At 71.6% G+C, this 17133-nt stretch carries 20 protein-coding genes; 14 read left to right on the top strand and 6 right to left on the bottom strand.

What is annotated here, in order from left to right; translation table 11 throughout:
* Nucleotides 1-43 precede the first annotated feature (43 nt).
* On the bottom strand, nt 44-208 hold the full coding sequence (locus ACIOHP_RS17210) for a hypothetical protein (RefSeq protein ID WP_266893661.1): 165 nt from the start codon (nt 206-208) through the stop codon (nt 44-46).
* Between the two features lie 224 nt (nt 209-432).
* Between ACIOHP_RS17210 and ACIOHP_RS17205 the strand changes: the two genes are divergently transcribed.
* From ACIOHP_RS17205 to ACIOHP_RS17190, 4 genes are all read left to right on the top strand, one after another.
* Entirely contained in the window at nt 433-1644 is a 1212-nt protein-coding gene (locus ACIOHP_RS17205; RefSeq protein ID WP_401888229.1) for an NYN domain-containing protein, read from the top strand.
* A gap of 107 nt (nt 1645-1751) precedes the next feature.
* Entirely contained in the window at nt 1752-2726 is a 975-nt protein-coding gene (locus ACIOHP_RS17200; RefSeq protein ID WP_401888393.1) for an ABC transporter ATP-binding protein, read from the top strand.
* Nucleotides 2727-2832: 106 nt separating this feature from the next.
* Nucleotides 2833-3654 (top strand): ABC transporter permease, encoded by an 822-nt coding sequence (locus ACIOHP_RS17195; protein ID WP_361545191.1) that lies wholly within the window; start codon nt 2833-2835, stop codon nt 3652-3654.
* 34 nt (nt 3655-3688) lie between these two features.
* Nucleotides 3689-4360 (top strand): AAA family ATPase, encoded by a 672-nt coding sequence (locus ACIOHP_RS17190; protein ID WP_401888226.1) that lies wholly within the window; start codon nt 3689-3691, stop codon nt 4358-4360.
* A gap of 264 nt (nt 4361-4624) precedes the next feature.
* On the opposite strand, the gene ybaK is transcribed toward ACIOHP_RS17190, so the two are convergent.
* The 4 genes from ybaK to ACIOHP_RS17170 all read right to left on the bottom strand — a co-directional run bounded on the left by ybaK (nt 4625) and on the right by ACIOHP_RS17170 (nt 8623).
* Nucleotides 4625-5128, bottom strand: coding sequence for a Cys-tRNA(Pro) deacylase (ybaK, locus tag ACIOHP_RS17185; protein WP_361488415.1), 504 nt, complete (start codon nt 5126-5128; stop codon nt 4625-4627).
* A gap of 13 nt (nt 5129-5141) precedes the next feature.
* The gene (locus ACIOHP_RS17180; protein ID WP_361545185.1) at nt 5142-5882 is read right to left on the bottom strand and encodes an LON peptidase substrate-binding domain-containing protein; all 741 of its coding nucleotides are present in this window, start codon (nt 5880-5882) and stop codon (nt 5142-5144) included.
* Nucleotides 5883-5893: 11 nt separating this feature from the next.
* Nucleotides 5894-6919 carry a hypothetical protein gene (locus tag ACIOHP_RS17175; protein WP_401888222.1) on the bottom strand — a complete coding sequence of 342 codons (1026 nt, stop codon included), beginning with the start codon at nt 6917-6919 and terminating at the stop codon, nt 5894-5896.
* A 126-nt stretch (nt 6920-7045) separates the two neighbouring features.
* Nucleotides 7046-8623, bottom strand: coding sequence for an oxidoreductase (locus ACIOHP_RS17170; protein WP_401888219.1), 1578 nt, complete (start codon nt 8621-8623; stop codon nt 7046-7048).
* Nucleotides 8624-8792: 169 nt separating this feature from the next.
* Between ACIOHP_RS17170 and hisD the strand changes: the two genes are divergently transcribed.
* The 10 genes from hisD (at nt 8793) to ACIOHP_RS17120 (ending at nt 16489) form a co-directional block, all read left to right on the top strand.
* The gene (gene hisD / locus ACIOHP_RS17165) at nt 8793-10118 is read left to right on the top strand and encodes a histidinol dehydrogenase (RefSeq protein WP_401888217.1); all 1326 of its coding nucleotides are present in this window, start codon (nt 8793-8795) and stop codon (nt 10116-10118) included.
* Nucleotides 10115-11221, top strand: coding sequence for a histidinol-phosphate transaminase (locus tag ACIOHP_RS17160; protein ID WP_401888215.1), 1107 nt, complete (start codon nt 10115-10117; stop codon nt 11219-11221). Before hisD ends, ACIOHP_RS17160 begins: the two co-directional genes overlap by 4 nt.
* Nucleotides 11218-11811, top strand: a complete 594-nt coding sequence (hisB, locus tag ACIOHP_RS17155) for an imidazoleglycerol-phosphate dehydratase HisB (RefSeq protein ID WP_361545170.1) — start codon at nt 11218-11220, stop codon at nt 11809-11811. The genes ACIOHP_RS17160 and hisB overlap by 4 nt, the downstream gene beginning before the upstream one ends.
* On the top strand, nt 11808-11972 hold the full coding sequence (locus ACIOHP_RS17150) for a hypothetical protein (RefSeq protein ID WP_046261881.1): 165 nt from the start codon (nt 11808-11810) through the stop codon (nt 11970-11972). The genes hisB and ACIOHP_RS17150 overlap by 4 nt, the downstream gene beginning before the upstream one ends.
* Nucleotides 11963-12613: an imidazole glycerol phosphate synthase subunit HisH gene (gene hisH, locus ACIOHP_RS17145; RefSeq protein ID WP_389953341.1), complete on the top strand. Its 651-nt coding sequence runs from the start codon at nt 11963-11965 to the stop codon at nt 12611-12613. Before ACIOHP_RS17150 ends, hisH begins: the two co-directional genes overlap by 10 nt.
* Nucleotides 12613-13350, top strand: coding sequence for a bifunctional 1-(5-phosphoribosyl)-5-((5-phosphoribosylamino)methylideneamino)imidazole-4-carboxamide isomerase/phosphoribosylanthranilate isomerase PriA (gene priA, locus ACIOHP_RS17140; protein ID WP_327716552.1), 738 nt, complete (start codon nt 12613-12615; stop codon nt 13348-13350). The genes hisH and priA overlap by 1 nt, the downstream gene beginning before the upstream one ends.
* Nucleotides 13347-13757, top strand: coding sequence for a RidA family protein (locus ACIOHP_RS17135; RefSeq protein ID WP_307032056.1), 411 nt, complete (start codon nt 13347-13349; stop codon nt 13755-13757). Before priA ends, ACIOHP_RS17135 begins: the two co-directional genes overlap by 4 nt.
* On the top strand, nt 13754-14509 hold the full coding sequence (hisF, locus tag ACIOHP_RS17130; RefSeq protein ID WP_401888211.1) for an imidazole glycerol phosphate synthase subunit HisF: 756 nt from the start codon (nt 13754-13756) through the stop codon (nt 14507-14509). Before ACIOHP_RS17135 ends, hisF begins: the two co-directional genes overlap by 4 nt.
* Nucleotides 14510-14633: 124 nt before the next feature.
* Nucleotides 14634-15224, top strand: coding sequence for a helix-turn-helix domain-containing protein (locus ACIOHP_RS17125; protein ID WP_401888210.1), 591 nt, complete (start codon nt 14634-14636; stop codon nt 15222-15224).
* Between the two features lie 14 nt (nt 15225-15238).
* Complete coding sequence (locus ACIOHP_RS17120) at nt 15239-16489, top strand: MFS transporter (RefSeq protein WP_401888208.1); 1251 nt, start codon at nt 15239-15241, stop codon at nt 16487-16489.
* A 3-nt stretch (nt 16490-16492) separates the two neighbouring features.
* Here the strand turns inward: ACIOHP_RS17120 and ACIOHP_RS17115 are convergent, their stop codons facing one another.
* Nucleotides 16493-17128, bottom strand: a complete 636-nt coding sequence (locus ACIOHP_RS17115; protein WP_361488388.1) for a TIGR03085 family metal-binding protein — start codon at nt 17126-17128, stop codon at nt 16493-16495.
* Nucleotides 17129-17133: the final 5 nt, after the last annotated feature.

The following is a 17133-nucleotide window of genomic DNA, read 5'->3' as shown; positions in this document are numbered from 1 at the left end:
CCCTCTCTGTGTGCCTGGGTCTCAACAACCCGTTATGAAGATGTCAGTTGTGACCGAAGCGCTTCTGCTTGCCCTTGCGGGCCATATCACCCGGAGTCACCTGGGTCATGCGCTGCTCGGCCTGCGCCTCCATCGAGGACTGCTGGGCCTCCTGCTGACCACGCTCGGACTGCGGCTGCTTGCGGTCACGGTTCTTGTTCTTGGCCATGGTGATCTGCCTCCTGAGGGGGATCTAGGGGCCAGGGCCGGGACCAGATTCACATACGCTGACAAAGAACGCATTTCGGATAATTACCGTCTGTGACAGGGCTTGTCGCCCCGCGATGTTCCGAAACGCCACGCCGAAGATCGAGTTCCGGCCGTTAACCTCCGCGCGGTCGGGCAGACTCGAAGGAAGTCCGAAGTAAACCGCCTCGGAAGAGGGTGAGTCGCGTGGACCGATGCATCGTCCTGGTGGACGCCGGGTATCTGCTGGGCGCCGCCGCCTCCCTCCTTGCCGGGGAACCCTCGCGATCCCGGATCACCGTCGATCACCCCGCCCTCATCCAGGGCCTGCGCGAACGCGCCGAGTCGGACACCGAACGGCCCCTGCTGCGCATCTACTGGTTCGACGGCGCCCCCGACCGCGTCCCCCAGCCCGAGCACCGCAGGCTGCGGGTGATGCCCCGGGTCACCGTCCGGCTGGGCGCGCTGACCCGCAGCGACGGACGCTGGGCGCAGAAGGGCGTCGACGCGGCCATGCACGCCGAGCTCACCGAACTGGCCCGCAACCGCGCCTGCTCCGACATCGTCCTCGTCACCGGTGACGGCGATCTGCTGCCGGGCATGATGGCCGCCAAGGAGCACGGCGTCGCCGTACACCTGTGGGCCGTCCAGGCCGCCGACGGGGACTACAACCAGTCCGAGGACCTCGTCGCCGAGGCCGACGAACGGCGCGTCCTGGACCGTACGTGGATCACCAAGGCCGTACGCGCCAAGGAACTCGGCGGGATCTGCGCGCCGCCGCCCGCGCCGCGGCCCGAGATCGCCGCGATCCTGTCCGCACCGCTGCCCGACTCCGCACTCGCCGCGGCGGCCGAACGGTCCGCCGACGAGAGCGACCACGCCCCCGCCGCCTCGGAGAACGGCACCCAGGAGCGAGTGCCCGCGCCCAAGGGCGTGCCCACCCCCAAGGACCTGGCCGCCCTGCGCGGCCCCGGCACCCAGCCGCAGCAGCCCGCGAACGCGACCCTGCGCTGGTCCTCCGACAAAGGCTGGGTCGACCGCCCCGGCGGCCCTGCCGAGCCGCCCGAGGTCGCCTCGATGCCCACCCTCGCCCAGCTGACCAGCGCCGAGCAGCGATGGGCGGACCGCGAGGAGGACATCACCACCGTCGGCGGCGATCCCTACGAGGTGGGGCAGGTCTTCGCGCGGCGCTGGATGGAGCGGCTCGGCGAGCAGAGCCAACTGCAGAAGCTCTCGGGCATGTATCCGCGCGTCCCGCACCGGATCGACGGTGAGCTGCTGCGGTACGCCGCCCGGTTCGGACTGCTCGCCCACAAGGACGACCAGATCGACGAGCACGACCGCTACGCCATCCGTGCCGGGTTCTGGCGCGAGATCGACGTGCGGACCGCCGCCGAACACGCTCCCGCGGGGGAGTGAAACGGCACATACGCCGCCCCCGAGGGCGAGCGGAGCTTCCCGACCCCGTACTCTCGTGCCTTGTGAGTACGCGCGCGGCACAGGCATTTCGACACGGTGACGATGTCGTGTGCGCGGTGCGCGGACTGACCAAGACCTATCCGGCGGTACGCGGCCGGCGCGGGGTTCCCGCGACCCCCGAGGTGCGTGCCACCGACGATGTGCGGCTCGACATCCGGCGCGGCGAGATCTTCGGACTCCTCGGGCCGAACGGCGCCGGCAAGTCCACCCTCGTACGGCAGCTCACCGGGCTGATGCGGCCCGACCGGGGCAGCGTCGAGATCCTCGGCCACGACATCGTGCGCCACCCGGAGCGGGCCGCGCGGATCCTCGCCTATCTCGGCCAGGAGTCCACCGCCCTGGACGAACTGACCGTCTCGCTCGCCGCCGAGACCACCGGGCGACTGCGCGGACTCGAGGCACGCGCCGCGCGCGCCGAGCGTGATGCCGTACTCGACGAACTGGGGCTCACCCCGCTCGCCGGACGGGCCATCAACAAGCTCTCCGGCGGCCAGCGGCGGCTGGCGTGCCTCGCCGCCGCGCTGGTCGGGGAGCGGCCGCTGCTGGTGCTCGACGAGCCGACCACCGCGATGGACCCCGTCGCGCGGCGGGCCGTCTGGTCCGCCGTGGACCGGCGGCGGGCCGAGCGCGGGACGACCGTGCTGCTCGTCACCCACAACGTCATCGAGGCCGAGACCGTCCTCGACCGGGTCGCCGTCCTCGACCAGGGCCGGGTGATCGCCTGCGACACCCCCGTCGGGCTCAAGGAGCAGGTCGCCGGGGAGGTCCGGGTCGACCTCGTATGGCGCGAGGCCGCCCCGCTGCACGTCCCCGAGGTCGCCGCGCTCCAGGACCGGGTCGTGGCCTCCGGGCGCCGCTGGACGCTGCGGCTCGCGCCGGAGGAGGCGCGGGCGGTCGTCGCGACGGTGACCGGGGGAGCGGCTTTCGCCGCCCTCGACGACTTCACCCTGGCCACGCCGAGCCTCGAGGACGTCTATCTGGCGCTCGGCGGGGCGGCGCAGCAGGGGCTGGTGAAGGCGTGAGCGCGATGCGGGACCTTGAGCCGGGCTTGAGTGCGCGGGCCGTAGCATCCGTACGGAACAGGACGAACGCCGGAGTGAACCCGTCTGTGAGAGGGAGCAGCGCCACGTGAGTGTCGTACCCGCCGAGGTTCTGCCGGGCAGCGCCCGGGCCGTCGAGGAGACGGTCCGCGGCGCGGCCGAGCTCGGGCCGCGTGCGCGGCTGTGGCCGTCGCTCGCGGCCGTGTACCGGGCGCAGCTGTCCCGTGCGCGGGTGGCGCGCATCCCGCTGCTGTTCGTGGCGACCTTCCAGTCGGTCGGGATCATGGTCCTCATGCGGGGGGTCGTGGACGGCGGGGCCGAGGCGCAGGCCGTGGTCGCGGGGTCGTCGGTGCTCGTCGTGGCCTTCGTCGCGCTGAACCTGCTCGCGCAGTACTTCGGACAGCTGCGGGCCAGTGGCGGGCTCGACCACTACGCCACGCTGCCGGTGCCGCCGGCCGCCGTGGTGCTCGGGGCCGCGGGGGCCTACGCCTCCTTCACCGTGCCGGGGACCGTGGTGACCGCGGTGTTCGGGTGCGTGCTGTTCGGGCTGCCGCTGGCGCATCTGTGGGTGCTCGTCGCCGTGATCCCGCTGGCGGGAGCGGCCCTCGCGGGGCTGGGGGCGGCTTTCGGGCTGCTCGCGCCGCGGCCGGAACTGGCCACGGTGCTCGGGCAGTTGGGGATGTCCGCGGCGCTGCTGCTCGGGGTGCTGCCGGCCGACCGGATGCCGGAGGCGGTGCGGTTCCTGCGGGATCTGCTGCCGTCGACGTACGGCGTGGAGGCGTTCGCGCGCACGTTCGGACCGCATCCCGACTGGGCGTTCGTGCTCGGTGACCTCGCCGTGTGCGGGGTCGTGGGGGTCGTGTCGCTGGCCGTCGCCACCTGGGCGTACCGTCGGGCGGCCGTCCGGTGACGCGCCGCACAGGCGGGCCTGGCACGATGTCAGGGTGACCGCACCGTTGACTCCGCCCCCGCCGCCGCACGAACAGCCCCCGCACGCCGCGTGGCAGTCTCCTGCCGCCAAGTACGCGGCTCCCGCGTCCCATGAGGCCGCGTACGACGGTCCCGGAATGGCGACCGAAGTACGCGAGGCCGTCGTCGTCGCCCTCGTCGTGGCGCTCGGTGGGGTGCTGCTCGGGGTGTTGTGGTGGTGGCTGGCGCCGCATGTGCCGCTCGTCGGGGACGTCGTCGACAAGAGCTGGGTCGTCTACCTCGGGGACACCGAGGGGGAGCAGGCGATCGGGGTCGACGGAACGTTCACTCTGCTGGGGCTGGCGTTCGGTCTCGTGAGCGCGCTCGTGGTGTTCCTGGTGCGGCGGCGTGGTGGTGTGCCGCTGGTCGTGGCGCTGGGTGTCGGGGGGTTCCTCGGGTCGCTGCTGGCCTGGCGGGTCGGGATCTGGCTGGGGCCCGCGCAGGATGTGATCGCCCATGCGAAGTCCGTGGGCAAGGGGGTCACGTTCTCGGCGCCGCTGAAGTTGTCGGCGAAGGGGGCGTGGCTGGCGTGGCCGCTCGGGGCGCTGGTGGTGCATCTGGGGCTCACGGCGCTGTTCGGGCCGCGGGATCCTGAGCCGTATCCGCAGCAGGGGCCGTACGGGCCTCATGGGGCGCCGTCGGTGTAGGGCTTCGGTGGGCGGTGGTCGCGGCGGGGGTTTCCTCGCCCCCGCCGCCCCTACCCGTCCCGTCCCTGGGGGCTGCGCCCCCAGACCCCCGCTGCCGGCCCTGAACGGGCCTTGTCCTCAAACGCCGGACGGGCTGAAAAACCTGATTCTATGCCGGTCGCCTGCCGTGGTTCGCGCGGCCCTTTTTCGTGCGCCACTTTCGCTTTCGCGTTTTCTTCGACATGTCCCTCGTGCTTAGCCGAGGAAGTCAGCCGCGTCGAGAGGTCACGCGCGGCCGATGGGGGCGAGGATCGCTTCGGTCAGTGCGGAGAGGGACTCGGGGGCGAGTTCGACCTCCAGGCCTCTGCGGCCCGCCGAGACGCAGATCGTGGGGTGGGCCGAGGCCGAGGCGTCCAGGACCGTCGGGAGCCTCTTGCGCTGGCCCAGCGGGGAGATACCGCCTCGGACGTAGCCCGTGGTCCGTTCGGCCAGGGCCGGATCGGCCATGGCGGCGCGCTTGCCGCCGACCGCCGTGGCGAGCGCCTTCAGGTCCAGCTGGCCGGCGACGGGGACCACGGCCACCGTCAGGGCGCCGTCGACGTCGGCCACCAGGGTCTTGAAGACGCGCTCCGGGGAGACGCCCATGGCCTCGGCCGCCTCCTCGCCGTAGGAGGGGTGTGCGGGATCGTGGTCGTAGGCGTGGACCGTGTACTCCACGCCCGCCGCCGTCAGCGCCACCGTCGCGGGCGTGCCGCCCGACTGCTGCTGTTTCTTCGACTTCTTCGCCATTCGGGGCCCCGGCTCAGTTCAGGCTCGTCGGACCGCGCGTCAGGTCCGACGCCGGCAACGACGGCAGGTTACGGATGATGGACGTCTCCGTGCGAAGGAGTTTCAGCTCGTCGCGCAGACGGGACGCGGAGTCGGGAGCCTGGAGCAGGCGCTGTCTGGTCGGGGTGTCCAGCATCATCGCCGCGGCCACCAGGTAGGACACCACCGAGGGTTCGTCCGGCAGCTCCGAGCCCGTCGTCAGCGAGCGCTCGCGGGCGCCCGCCAGACGCTTCTGGTACTGGCGGAAGGCCCTGAGGACGCCCTCCGCCAGCGCGCCCGCCCCCTCGCCCGGTTCCTCCGGGAGCTCTTCCAGCTCAGCCGTCAGAAACGGGCCCGAGGCGTCCACCGACAGCAGACGTACGCGCTTGGTGCCCGTCGCCAGCACCTCGAACGTGCCGTCCTCGCGCTCCCGGATCGTCGCCGCGTCGGCCACGCACCCGGTGCCGTGGAACGCCTTGATCGGGTCCGTGCCGAAGCCCGCCGCGGGCCCGCGTTCGGGCAGGGCCGTCGGGTCGGGCATGCCGGGGGAGCTCACGGCGACCTCGAGGCCGTCGCGGATCGCCACGACGGCGAAGCGGCGCGATTCGTCCTCGGGTGTTTTGAGCAGTTCGCGCATCATGGCGCGATAGCGCTCCTCGAAGACGTTCAGCGGCAGCACCAGCCCCGGGAACAGAACCGAGTTCAGAGGGAAGAGGGGAAGACGGACGGTGGTCACGGCGCAGAAGCCTAATGGTCGCCGGAGTGTGCACGTTCCGTGTGCCCACTCCGTGGATGTCCGGAGGCCGCGTGCAGGCGGACCTCTTCGCGCAGTTCCAGGAACCGGCCCAGCGGATCGTCGGAGAGCCGGTCCCAGGGGAATGACGTGGCGTACGGGCCGATGAGCCTCACCTGTTCGAGCGCGTCCGTCCAGCGGTCCAGGCGGGACAGGACGTAGGCCAGTTTGTTCCGCATCTCCGCCGGCCAGGGGTCGGCCGCCGGGAAGCGGGCCGAGAGCGCGATCGCCCGGTCCGCCGCCGCGTCCAGCCGCTCGAGCGCCACGTCGGGTCCGCAATCGTCGGTCAGATAGGCGAGGGCGGCACGTGTCGGCAGCGCCTGGACGAGGGAGTCCGCGGGGGCGTCCTGTGCGGCCGTCTCCGCGAAGTCGAAGCACTCGTGGTGGGAGCCGTGCCAGCTGTCGGCGAGGTAGCGCATGGCGGCGGCATGGCAGCCGTAGTGGTGCGGGGCGCGGCGGATCGCCGCCTCCCACAGCTCCTCGAAGTACTTGTGCCCGGCGTTCGAGCCGTGTGCGTGGTCCAGCGCTATCCGCCACGGCACCGGATCGCGGTCGTCGCCGCGCGCGGCGGCCGTGATCAGCGGGCTCACCTCGCGCAGCAGTTCCGCCCTGGCCGGCGACTGCCAGGCGCGGGCCACCGCGAGCTGGGCGCCGACCAGCAGCATGTCCGGGTCGTGCGGGGCGGCCGTACGCCAGTCCTCGAACCACTCGGCGCGTGACTGCGCGAAGGACGCCAGACGTACGGCGTACCGGTCGCGGTTCTCCCACGCGGCGTCCTCGCGGGTCGCGGCGAGCAGCCGGGACGCGGTCTGCCAGGTGCCCTGCCCGGCGGCCACGAGGGCGGGGCCCAGGCGGTCGTCCGGCGCGTCGAGGAGCACCTCGTCGTCGGCGGGGAGTACGACGGCGGGGTGCTGGACGGGGGTCCTGGCCGTCCTCGGGGAGCGGACGAAGGGGGGCAGCAGAGCCATGGTGTCGACCATTGAAAAACCACTGGTCCGAGATGCGCCAGAGGTTTCGAGCAAAGTGAGGAAAGTTGTACGGCTCCAGGTCAAGAATCGGTAAAGTGTTTACTGTTCAACAACTGTTCCGCCACTGTGTCCGGCGCCCTAGCTCCGCCGCAGCAGTCGCGTCGCCCCGGCCGCCACCGTCGTCGCCAGGATCCAGCCCAGCAGGATCATCGCCGCGGCCAGCCACTGCCAGCCGCCCCTGAGTTGCCAGAACCCGACCTGACCCAGGTCGATGACCGGCAGGAGCAGGTCGAGGGCGAACAGGGCAGGATTCCAGTACGGCGCCTCGCCGCTCTTGATCGGCGGATGGTTCGCGTGCGCGAAGGCCAGCGAGGCCGCCGCCCACAGCACCGCCATCCACACCAGGGCCCGCCCCGGCCGGTACCCGTAGGCGACCGTCCAGTCCTGCGCGTACCCCCACAGCTTGGCGGCGGGTGGCAGCGTCTCGCGGCGCCGACGCTGCTTGGCGAGGAGCACCTCGCGCGCGTCCTCGTCCTCGCCGCCGGACCGCAGCACCGTCGCCAGCCGCTCGTAGGGCTCCGGGTTGTACTCGGCGGTCGCCGCGGTCACCCACTCCAGCCGCTCGGCCAGCGGGAACGGGCCCCTCGGCACCAGGTTCTCGTAGCTGAAGCCGCCCATGTGCAGCCGCCCCGGACCCGGCCAGCTGTCCATGCGGTCCATCAGGTTCACCACCCGCGCCCCCGACAGCACCACCGTGCCGCGCGCCGGCCGCTCCCCGAGGAAGCGCAGCTCGGGCGTCTGGATGCGGCGCAGCGACACCTCCTGGTCGTCGGTGAGCGTGAACCGCGCCCGCTCGAAGTCGAGGGCGTCCCCGAACCGGCCGTCGTCCAGGCGCAGTCCGCCCTCGCACGTGAACCGCTGGATACGCGTCCCGCGCGCCGGGGTCGCCCCGCTCAGCAGCGCGTTGCCGATGCCCGCCGGGGTCAGGTACATCGAACGCTCGACGGTCAGCTGCGGAGCGTTCAGCGCGAGCCGTGTGTACGGGTTGGCCAGCTTCGCGCCGCGCAGGCTCAGCGAGACGCCGATCTTGGCGCTGCGCAGGCTCAGCTCGCCGTGCGACTCGAGGAGCTCGGCCTGGAGATCCTGGCCCACGGTCATGCCGTCGGCGGCGATCGAGCGGCCGCTGCGGTCCCGGTAGACGATCGCCTGGTTGAGCAGCAGGTCGGTGCCGATGTGGGCGTCGGTCAGCCGTACGCCGTTGTGGAAGCGGCAGCGCGGGAGGTGCAGGTCGCCCTCCGTGTGGATGCGGGCGGCCTCCAGGCGCGGCACCGAGCAGTCCACCATCCGCATGGTCGTGAAGCGGGCCTCCGGCATCAGGACGTCCCGCTCGAAACGGCAGCCCCGCATCTCCACGTAGGGCACCACGATGCCGCCGGCCAGCTCCAGCGTGCCGCTGATCTGCACCCCGCTGAGCTTCAGGGACGACACCCGGCCCGCGAGCGCGGGCGGTCCGTCCAGGAGCAACCAGCACACGATCCGGGCCCGCACGGTCCGCTCGGGTCCCCACGGATGCCCGCCGTGCGGATCGTCGACGACCGAGTCGCCGCTGCTCAGGTCGTACACGCTGCCGTTGCGGAAGGCCTGCCACATCCCGGCCTCGGCGGCGGTCAGATCGTCCGGCAGGTCCCCGTCCCGGATGCCGGCCCCGTCGGTCACGGCTGTTCCGTCCCTCTCCGTCGCCCACTCTTTTCGCACAACTGTTCACGCTGGTCATGCCCGCTCGGTGACGCCCTGAACGCTAGACGTGAGGGGGATCTTCCAGGTTGCGTATCAGCCACTGGAATGCCCGAACGACGCCGAACCGCGGTCTGAGAGAATTGACCCCGTGATCTCCCGAATCGATCTGCGCGGCGACGCCCTCCCCGAGGGCCCCGCCCTGCGCGACCTGCTGCCCCGAGCCGACTTCGACGTTCAGGCCGCCCTCGAGAAGGTGCGTCCGATCTGCGAGGCCGTGCATCATCGGGGCGACGCGGCGCTGATCGACTTCGCCGAGAAGTTCGACGGAGTGCGGCTGGAATCCGTACGGGTCCCGGCCAAGGCCATCAGCGACGCGCTCGAATCCCTCGACCCGGCCGTGCGCGCGGCCCTCGAGGAGTCCATCCGCCGCGCCCGCATCGTCCACCGCGAGCAGCGTCGCGGCACCCACACGACCCAGGTCGTGCCCGGCGGTTCCGTCACCGAGAAGTGGGTGCCGGTCGACCGGGTCGGGCTGTACGCGCCCGGCGGACGGGCCGTCTACCCGTCCTCCGTGATCATGAACGTCGTCCCGGCCCAGGAGGCCGGCGTCGAGTCCCTCGCCCTCGCCTCCCCGGCGCAGGCCGACTTCGGCGGCCTCCCGCACCCGACGATCCTCGCCGCGTGCGCGCTGCTCGGCGTCGACGAGGTGTACGCCGCCGGTGGCGCGACCGCCGTCGCGATGTTCGCGTACGGCACCGAGTCCTGCGCGCCCACCACCATGGTCACCGGCCCCGGCAACATCTGGGTGGCCGCGGCCAAGCGCTACTTCACCGGCAGGATCGGCATCGACGCCGAGGCGGGCCCGACCGAGATCGCGATCCTCGCGGACGACACCGCCGACCCGGTGCACGTCGCCTCCGACCTGATCAGCCAGGCCGAGCACGACCCCCTCGCGGCGGCCGTCCTGGTCACCGACTCCGTCGCGCTCGCGGACGCCGTCGAGAAGGAGCTGGAGCCGCAGGTCGCGGCCAGCAAGCACATCGACGACCGGATCGTCCCCGCCCTCAAGGGCCGGCAGTCCGCGATCGTCCTCGTCGACGGCATCGACGAGGGGCTGCGGGTCGTCAACGCGTACGGGGCCGAGCACCTGGAGATCCAGACGGCCGAGGCCGTGGCGGTGGCCGAGCGGGTCCGGAACGCGGGCGCGATCTTCATCGGGCCCTGGGCGCCCGTGTCCCTCGGCGACTACGCCGCCGGGTCCAACCACGTCCTGCCCACCGGCGGCTGCGCCTGCCACTCCTCCGGGCTGTCCGTGCAGTCCTTCCTCCGCGGCATCCACATCGTCGACTACACCAAGGACGCGCTGGCGGACGTGGCGCATCACGTGGTGACGCTCGCGGAGGCGGAAGACCTGCCGGCCCACGGGGCGGCGATCAAGGCTCGGTTCGGTTGGAAGGTACCTGAGAGCAAGTGACCGGCATCGACGATCTCCCCGTACGGGACGAACTGCGCGGCAAGTCCCCTTATGGCGCGCCCCAGTTGGACGTCCCCGTACGCCTCAACACCAACGAGAACCCCTACCCGCTGCCCGAGGCGCTGGTCGAGCGCATCACCGAGCGGGTCCGTGAGGCCGCCCGGAACCTCAACCGCTACCCGGACCGGGACGCCGTGGAACTGCGCACGCAGCTCGCCACGTACCTGACGGACACGTCCGGGCACGAGGTCGGGCTCGCCAACGTATGGGCCGCGAACGGCTCCAACGAGGTCCTCCAGCAGCTGCTCCAGACCTTCGGCGGACCGGGCCGTACGGCGATCGGCTTCGAGCCGTCGTACTCGATGCATGGCCTCATCTCGCGCGGCACCGGCACGGGCTGGATCTCCGGCCCGCGCAACGAGGACTTCACCGTCGACCTCGCCGCCGCCGAGAAGGCGATCGCCGAGAACAAGCCGGACGTCGTCTTCATCACCACACCCAACAACCCCACCGGCACGGCGGTTCCGGCCGAGACGGTCCTCGCGCTGTACGAGGCCGCGCAGGCCGCGAAGCCCTCGCTGGTCGTGGTGGACGAGGCGTACATCGAGTTCAGCCACGGCGCCTCGCTGCTGCCGCTCATCGAAGGTCGGCCGAATCTCGTCGTCTCCCGGACGATGTCGAAGGCCTTCGGCGCGGCCGGCCTGCGCCTCGGCTACCTCGCCGCGCACCCGGCGGTCGTCGACGCCGTACAGCTCGTACGACTGCCCTACCACCTGTCGGCGGTCACCCAGGCGACCGCCCTGGCCGCCCTGGAACACACCGACACGCTGCTGAAGTACGTCGAGCAGCTGAAGGCGGAGCGGGACCGGCTGGTCACCGAGCTGCTGGCGATCGGGTACGAGGTCACGGCGTCGGACGCCAACTTCGTGCAGTTCGGGCGGTTCGACGACTCCCACACCGTGTGGCAGAAGATCCTCGACCGGGGTGTCCTGGTCCGGGACAACGGGGTGCCGGGCTGGCTGCGGGTCACCGCCGGAACCCCCGAAGAGAACGACGCGTTCCTCGACGCGGTCCGTGAACTGAAGAAGGAGCAGAGCGCATGAGCCGCGTAGGACGTGTGGAACGGGTGACGAAGGAGACCTCGGTCCTCGTCGAGATCGATCTCGACGGCACCGGGAAGACGGAGATCTCCACCGGGGTCGGCTTCTACGACCACATGCTCGACCAGCTCGGCCGCCACGGCCTCTTCGACCTCACCGTCAAGACCGAGGGCGACCTGCACATCGACTCCCACCACACCATCGAGGACAGCGCCCTCGCCCTCGGCGCCGCCTTCAAGCAGGCGCTCGGCGACAAGGTCGGCATCTACCGCTTCGGCAACTGCACGGTCCCGCTGGACGAGTCCCTCGCCCAGGTCACCGTCGACCTGTCCGGCCGCCCCTACCTCGTGCACACCGAGCCCGAGAAGATGGCGCCGATGATCGGCGAGTACGACACCACGATGACCCGGCACATCCTGGAGTCCTTCGTCGCCCAGGCCCAGATCGCGCTGCACGTGCACGTGCCGTACGGTCGCAACGCGCACCACATCGTGGAGTGCCAGTTCAAGGCGCTGGCCCGGGCCCTGCGCTACGCCTGCGAGCGGGACCCGCGCGCGGCCGGCATCCTCCCGTCCACGAAGGGCGCGCTGTGAACGGGCTGTCGACCGTCCTGATCGTCGTCGGCCTCTTCCTGGCCGGCGGGATCTACTCCTTCGTCAAGCAGGGGATGCCGAAGCAGCTCATCGTGCTGCTCTCCATCGGCGCCGCGATGTGTCTCGTCGCGGGCGTCATGAGGCTGGAGGTGTGGAATTGAGCGCGTCCGCCAAGAAGGTAGTCGTCTTCGACTACGGCTTCGGCAACGTCCGTTCCGCCGAACGGGCCCTCGCCCGCACGGGGGCCGAGGTCGAGATAACGCGTGACTACGACAAGGCCATGAACGCCGACGGCCTGCTGGTGCCCGGCGTCGGCGCCTTCGCCAGCTGCATGAAGGGCCTCAAGGAGGCGCGCGGCGACTGGATCATCGACCGCCGGCTCTCCGGCGGGCGCCCGGTCATGGGCATCTGCGTCGGCATGCAGATCCTTTTCGCGCGCGGCATCGAGCACGGCGTGGAGACCGAGGGCGTCGACGAGTGGCCCGGCTCGGTCGAGCCGCTGCAGGCCGACATCGTGCCCCACATGGGCTGGAACACCGTGGACGCGCCGGCCGGCTCCCAGCTGTTCGCGGGCCTGGACACGGACGCCCGCTTCTACTTCGTGCACTCCTACGCCGTCCACGACTGGACCCTGGAGATCTCGAACCCGGCGATGCGGGCACCGCTCGTGACCTGGTCCACGCACGGCAAGCCCTTCGTGGCCGCCGTGGAGAACGGCGCCCTGTGGGCCACGCAGTTCCACCCCGAGAAGTCCGGCGACGCCGGTGCGCAGCTGCTGAACAACTGGATCGGAACCCTCTGATGCCTTCGAACCCCGCACGGCTCGAACTCCTTCCCGCCGTCGACGTCCGTGACGGCCAGGCCGTCCGCCTCGTGCACGGCGAGTCCGGCACGGAGACCTCGTACGGCTCCCCGCTGGAGGCCGCCCTCGCCTGGCAGCGGGCGGGCGCCGAGTGGCTGCACCTCGTCGACCTGGACGCCGCGTTCGGCACCGGCGACAACCGGGACCTGGTCCGCCAGGTCACCGAGGCCATGGACATCAAGGTGGAGCTGTCCGGCGGCATCCGCGACGACGCCTCCCTCGCGGCGGCCCTCGCCACCGGCTGCACCCGCGTGAACCTCGGCACCGCCGCGCTGGAGACCCCCGAGTGGGTCGCCAAGGTCATCGCCGAGCACGGCGACAAGATCGCGGTCGGCCTGGACGTACGCGGCACCACCCTCAAGGGCCGCGGCTGGACCCGGGACGGCGGCGACCTCTACGAGACGCTGGAGCGCCTCGACAAGGAGGGCTGCGCGCGGTACGTCGTCACGGACATCGCGAAGGACGGCACGCTGCAGGGCCCGAACCTGGAGCTGCTCCGCAACGTCTGCGCGGCCACGGACCGGCCGGTCGTCGCCTCCGGCGGGGTGTCCTCGCTGGACGACCTGCGGGCCATCGCCGAGCTGGTACCCCTCGGTGTCGAGGGCTCCATCGTCGGGAAGGCCCTGTACGCGAAGGCGTTCACCCTGGAAGAGGCACTGGAGGCGGTGGCCGAGTGAGCGATCTGCGACGCGTTTCGACCGGCGCGCCCTGGGAGGAGGCCTTCGGGTACTCCCGCGCGGTGGAGCTGCCCAACGGGCTGGTGCTGGTCTCCGGCTGCACGTCGATCGTGGACGGTGAGATCGCCGCGGGCGATCCGTACGAGCAGGCGGTCAACTCCTTCAAGGTCGCGTTCGCGGCGCTGGAGCAGCTGGGACTCGGCCCGGCGGATGTCGTGCGGACGCGCATGTACCTCACCCACGGCCGGGACGTGGAGGAGGTCGGACGCGCTCACAAGGAGCTGTTCGACGCCGTCCGGCCCGCCGCATCCATGATCATCGTCTCCGGCTTCGTGGACCCCAGCCTGGTCGTCGAGGTCGAGGTGGAGGCATTCCGCTCCGGCGGAGAACCCGGAGTGTCCGCATGACCCTCGCCGTACGAGTCATCCCCTGCCTGGACGTGGACAACGGCCGGGTCGTCAAGGGCGTCAACTTCCAGAACCTGCGCGACGCGGGCGACCCCGTCGAGATGGCCAAGGTGTACGACGCCGAGGGCGCCGACGAGTTGACGTTCCTGGACATCACCGCCTCGTCCGGCAACCGCGAGACCACGTACGACGTGGTGCGGCGCACCGCCGAGCAGGTCTTCATCCCGCTGACCGTCGGCGGCGGTGTGCGCACCGCCGAGGACGTGGACAAGCTGCTGCGGGCGGGCGCGGACAAGGTGGGCGTGAACACGGCCGCCATCGCGCGCCCCGAGCTGATCAAGGAGATCGCGGAGCGGTTCGGGCGCCAGGTCCTGGTGCTGTCGGTGGACGCGCGGCGCACGCCCGAGGGCACCTTCGAGGTCACCACCCACGGCGGCCGCAAGGGCACCGGCATCGACGCCGTCGAGTGGGCGCACCGGGCCGCCGAGCTGGGCGCGGGCGAGATCCTGCTCAACTCGATGGACGCGGACGGCACGAAGGACGGCTACGACCTGGAGATGATCGCCGCCGTCCGCAAGTACGTGACGGTTCCGGTGATCGCCTCCGGCGGTGCGGGCAAGCTCGCCGACTTCGCTCCGGCCATCGAGGCGGGGGCGGACGCGGTGCTGGCCGCTTCGGTCTTCCATTTCGGGGATCTGCGGATCGGCGAGGTGAAGGACGCGTTGCGAGGGGCCGGACACCCCGTGCGGTGACGTGTGTGAGGCGTTGAGGTAAGCCCCGGGCACCTGGTGGCCGGGGCTTACTTGTGGGCGGATACGAAAGAAAAGTTGCGCAAAAAATGTTGCGCAACTTTTATTTCGTATCTACGGTGGAGGCATGACAGGCAAGGAACGGGACCGGCGGATCACGGACGTTGGCACCCTCAAGGCGCTCGCGCACCCGCTGCGGATGAGGCTCGCCCGGAATCTCACGCTGATGCAGGTCGCCACCGCCTCGCAACTGGCTGAGCAGGTCGACGAGGCCGTCTCGCTGGTCAGCTACCACCTGCGCAAGCTCGCCGAGCACGGACTCATCGAGGAGGCCGAGCCGCAGAGCCCGGACGGCCGCGAACGGTGGTGGCAGCCCGCCTCGGACGGCGTCAGCATCCACCACGAGGACTTCAGTGCCGCCCCCGAGGAGGCGGCCGCGCACACCGCCGCCAGCAGGCTCTTCGCCGAGCAGCGCATGGACATGTACCGGCGCTGGCTCGACGAACGCGCCCACTGGAGCTCCGAGTGGAACCGCACGGCCGAGTCCTCCGAGGCCGCTCTGCGCCTCACCTCGGACGAACTGGCCGAGCTGAACAGGGAAATGCTCGCGCTCCTGCACAAGTACGACGAGCAAGGCCGGGCCGCCGACGCCGCCGGCGACACCGAGGGCCGCGAGAACGTCGCGGTGCACACGTACGCGTTCCCGTTTCGCGCCTGAGAGGACCCGGTTCCGTGCCCGCCACGCTCATCTCCGCGCCCGACGTCACCCCCCGGCCCGCCCACCGCGACGGCAACGTCCTGCGCTGGCTCGCCGCGTACACCTCCTCGATGGTCGGCGACAGCGTCTACTACATCGCCCTGTCCTGGGCCGCCGTACAGGCCGGAAGCCCCTCGCAGGCCGGCCTCGTGATGTCGGCGAGCGCACTGCCGCGGGCGGTCCTGATGCTGGGCGGGGGAGTGATCGCCGACCGGCTCGGGCCGCGCAGGGTCGTCATCGGCAGCGACGTGGTGCGCTGCGCGGCGGTGCTGGCGGTGGCGGCGCTGCTGTTCCTCACCGGCCCGGGCCTGTGGCCGCTGGCCGTGCTCGCCCTGGTGTTCGGCGCCGTCGACGCCGTGTTCGTGCCGGCCGTGGGCGCCCTCCCCGCGCGCGTGACGTCACGCGACCAGCTCGCGCGCGTGCAGGGCATGCGAGGTCTGGGCATCCGCTTCGCGAGCGTCGTGGGCGGACCGCTCGGCGGGTTGGGCGTGGCGGTCGGCGGCCCGGCGGCGGCGTTCGGTCTCGCGGGGCTGCTGATCGCCGTGTCCGTGCCGCTGCTGGTCTCCGTACGCATCCGGGAGATGCCCGCCGACGACGGGACGCCCGGGGCCCGGGGCACCGCCTGGAGCGACCTGACGGCCGGCCTGCGCTACATCCGCGGCCACCGTGTCCTCGCCCCGCTGATGCTGGCCATCGCCCTCGGCGACCTCGGCTTCGTCGGCCCCCTCAACGTCGGTCTGACCCTCCTCGCCGACGAGCGCGGCTGGGGCGCCGCGGGGATGGGCTGGATACTCGCCGGGTTCGGCGTCGGCGCGGGTGCCGCTGCTCTGCTGCTGACCGTCCGCGGGCGGCTGCCGCACGCGGGGCGGGTGGCGGCGGGCACGATCATCGCCGGCTCGGTCGCGATCGGGGCCCTCGCCCGGGCGCCGGGCATCGCCGTCGCCGTCGGCACGACCCTGCTGGTCGGGCTGCTCGCCGGACTCAGCGGCGCGATGTGCGGGGCCCTGCTGCAGACCCAGGCCGACCCCGCCTACCTGGGCCGGGTCACCGCCGTGGCCAGTCTGATGAGCCTGGGCTTCGCCCCGCTGAGCATGCCGCTGTCCGCCGCGGCCATCGGAACGTGGGGGACCGGTCCCGTGTTCGCCGTCAGCGCGGCGGTCTGCGGGCTCGGCGGGGTCGTGGCCCTGTGCGCCAGGGACCTGCGCCGCGCCGAGCTCCCGAAGTAGCGCCTAGATCCCCAGCTCCTTCGCCTCGTACAGCTTGGCGATCGCGTCCTTGTCGCCGTCCAGCTCCACGTGCGCGGCGTTGTGCCGGCCGTACAGGAACAGCAGGAGCTCCGAGGGCTCGCCGGTCACCGTCACGACCGGCGCGCCGCGGTGGGCCACCGCCGTCTGGCCGTCCGGGCGGCGCAGGACGAGGCCCGTGGGAGCGCTGCGGCCCATCAGGCGCGCGGTGCGCTCCAGACGGGTCCAGAGCGCGTCCTGGAAGACCGGGTCGAGCTCGCGCGGGGTCCAGTCGGGCTGGGCACGGCGGACGTCCTCGGTGTGGACGTAGAACTCGATCGTGTTGGACGCCTCGTCGATCTGCTTGAGGGAGAAGGGCGAGAAGCGCGGCGGGCCGGTACGGATCAGTTGGATCAGTTCCTCGTACGGCTTGGCCGTGAACTCTCCCATCGCCTTGTCCAGACGGGAGGCGAGCTGCTTGATGAGCAGACCCCCGGCGGCGTCGGGGCGGCGCTCGCGCACCGCCACGTGCGCCGCCAGGTCCCGGGTCTGCCAGCCCTCGCACAGAGTCGGGGCCTCGGGACCGGCGGTCTCCAGAAGATCGGCGAGCAGAAGTCGTTCACGCTTGGCGAAAGTCGACATGCCGT

The organism is Streptomyces sp. NPDC087859, assembly GCF_044742595.1.
GTDB classification, from domain to species: domain Bacteria; phylum Actinomycetota; class Actinomycetes; order Streptomycetales; family Streptomycetaceae; genus Streptomyces; species Streptomyces canus_F.
The sequence above is the reverse complement of the archived record's forward strand: the minus strand, read 5'-3'. Positions and strand labels throughout refer to the sequence as shown.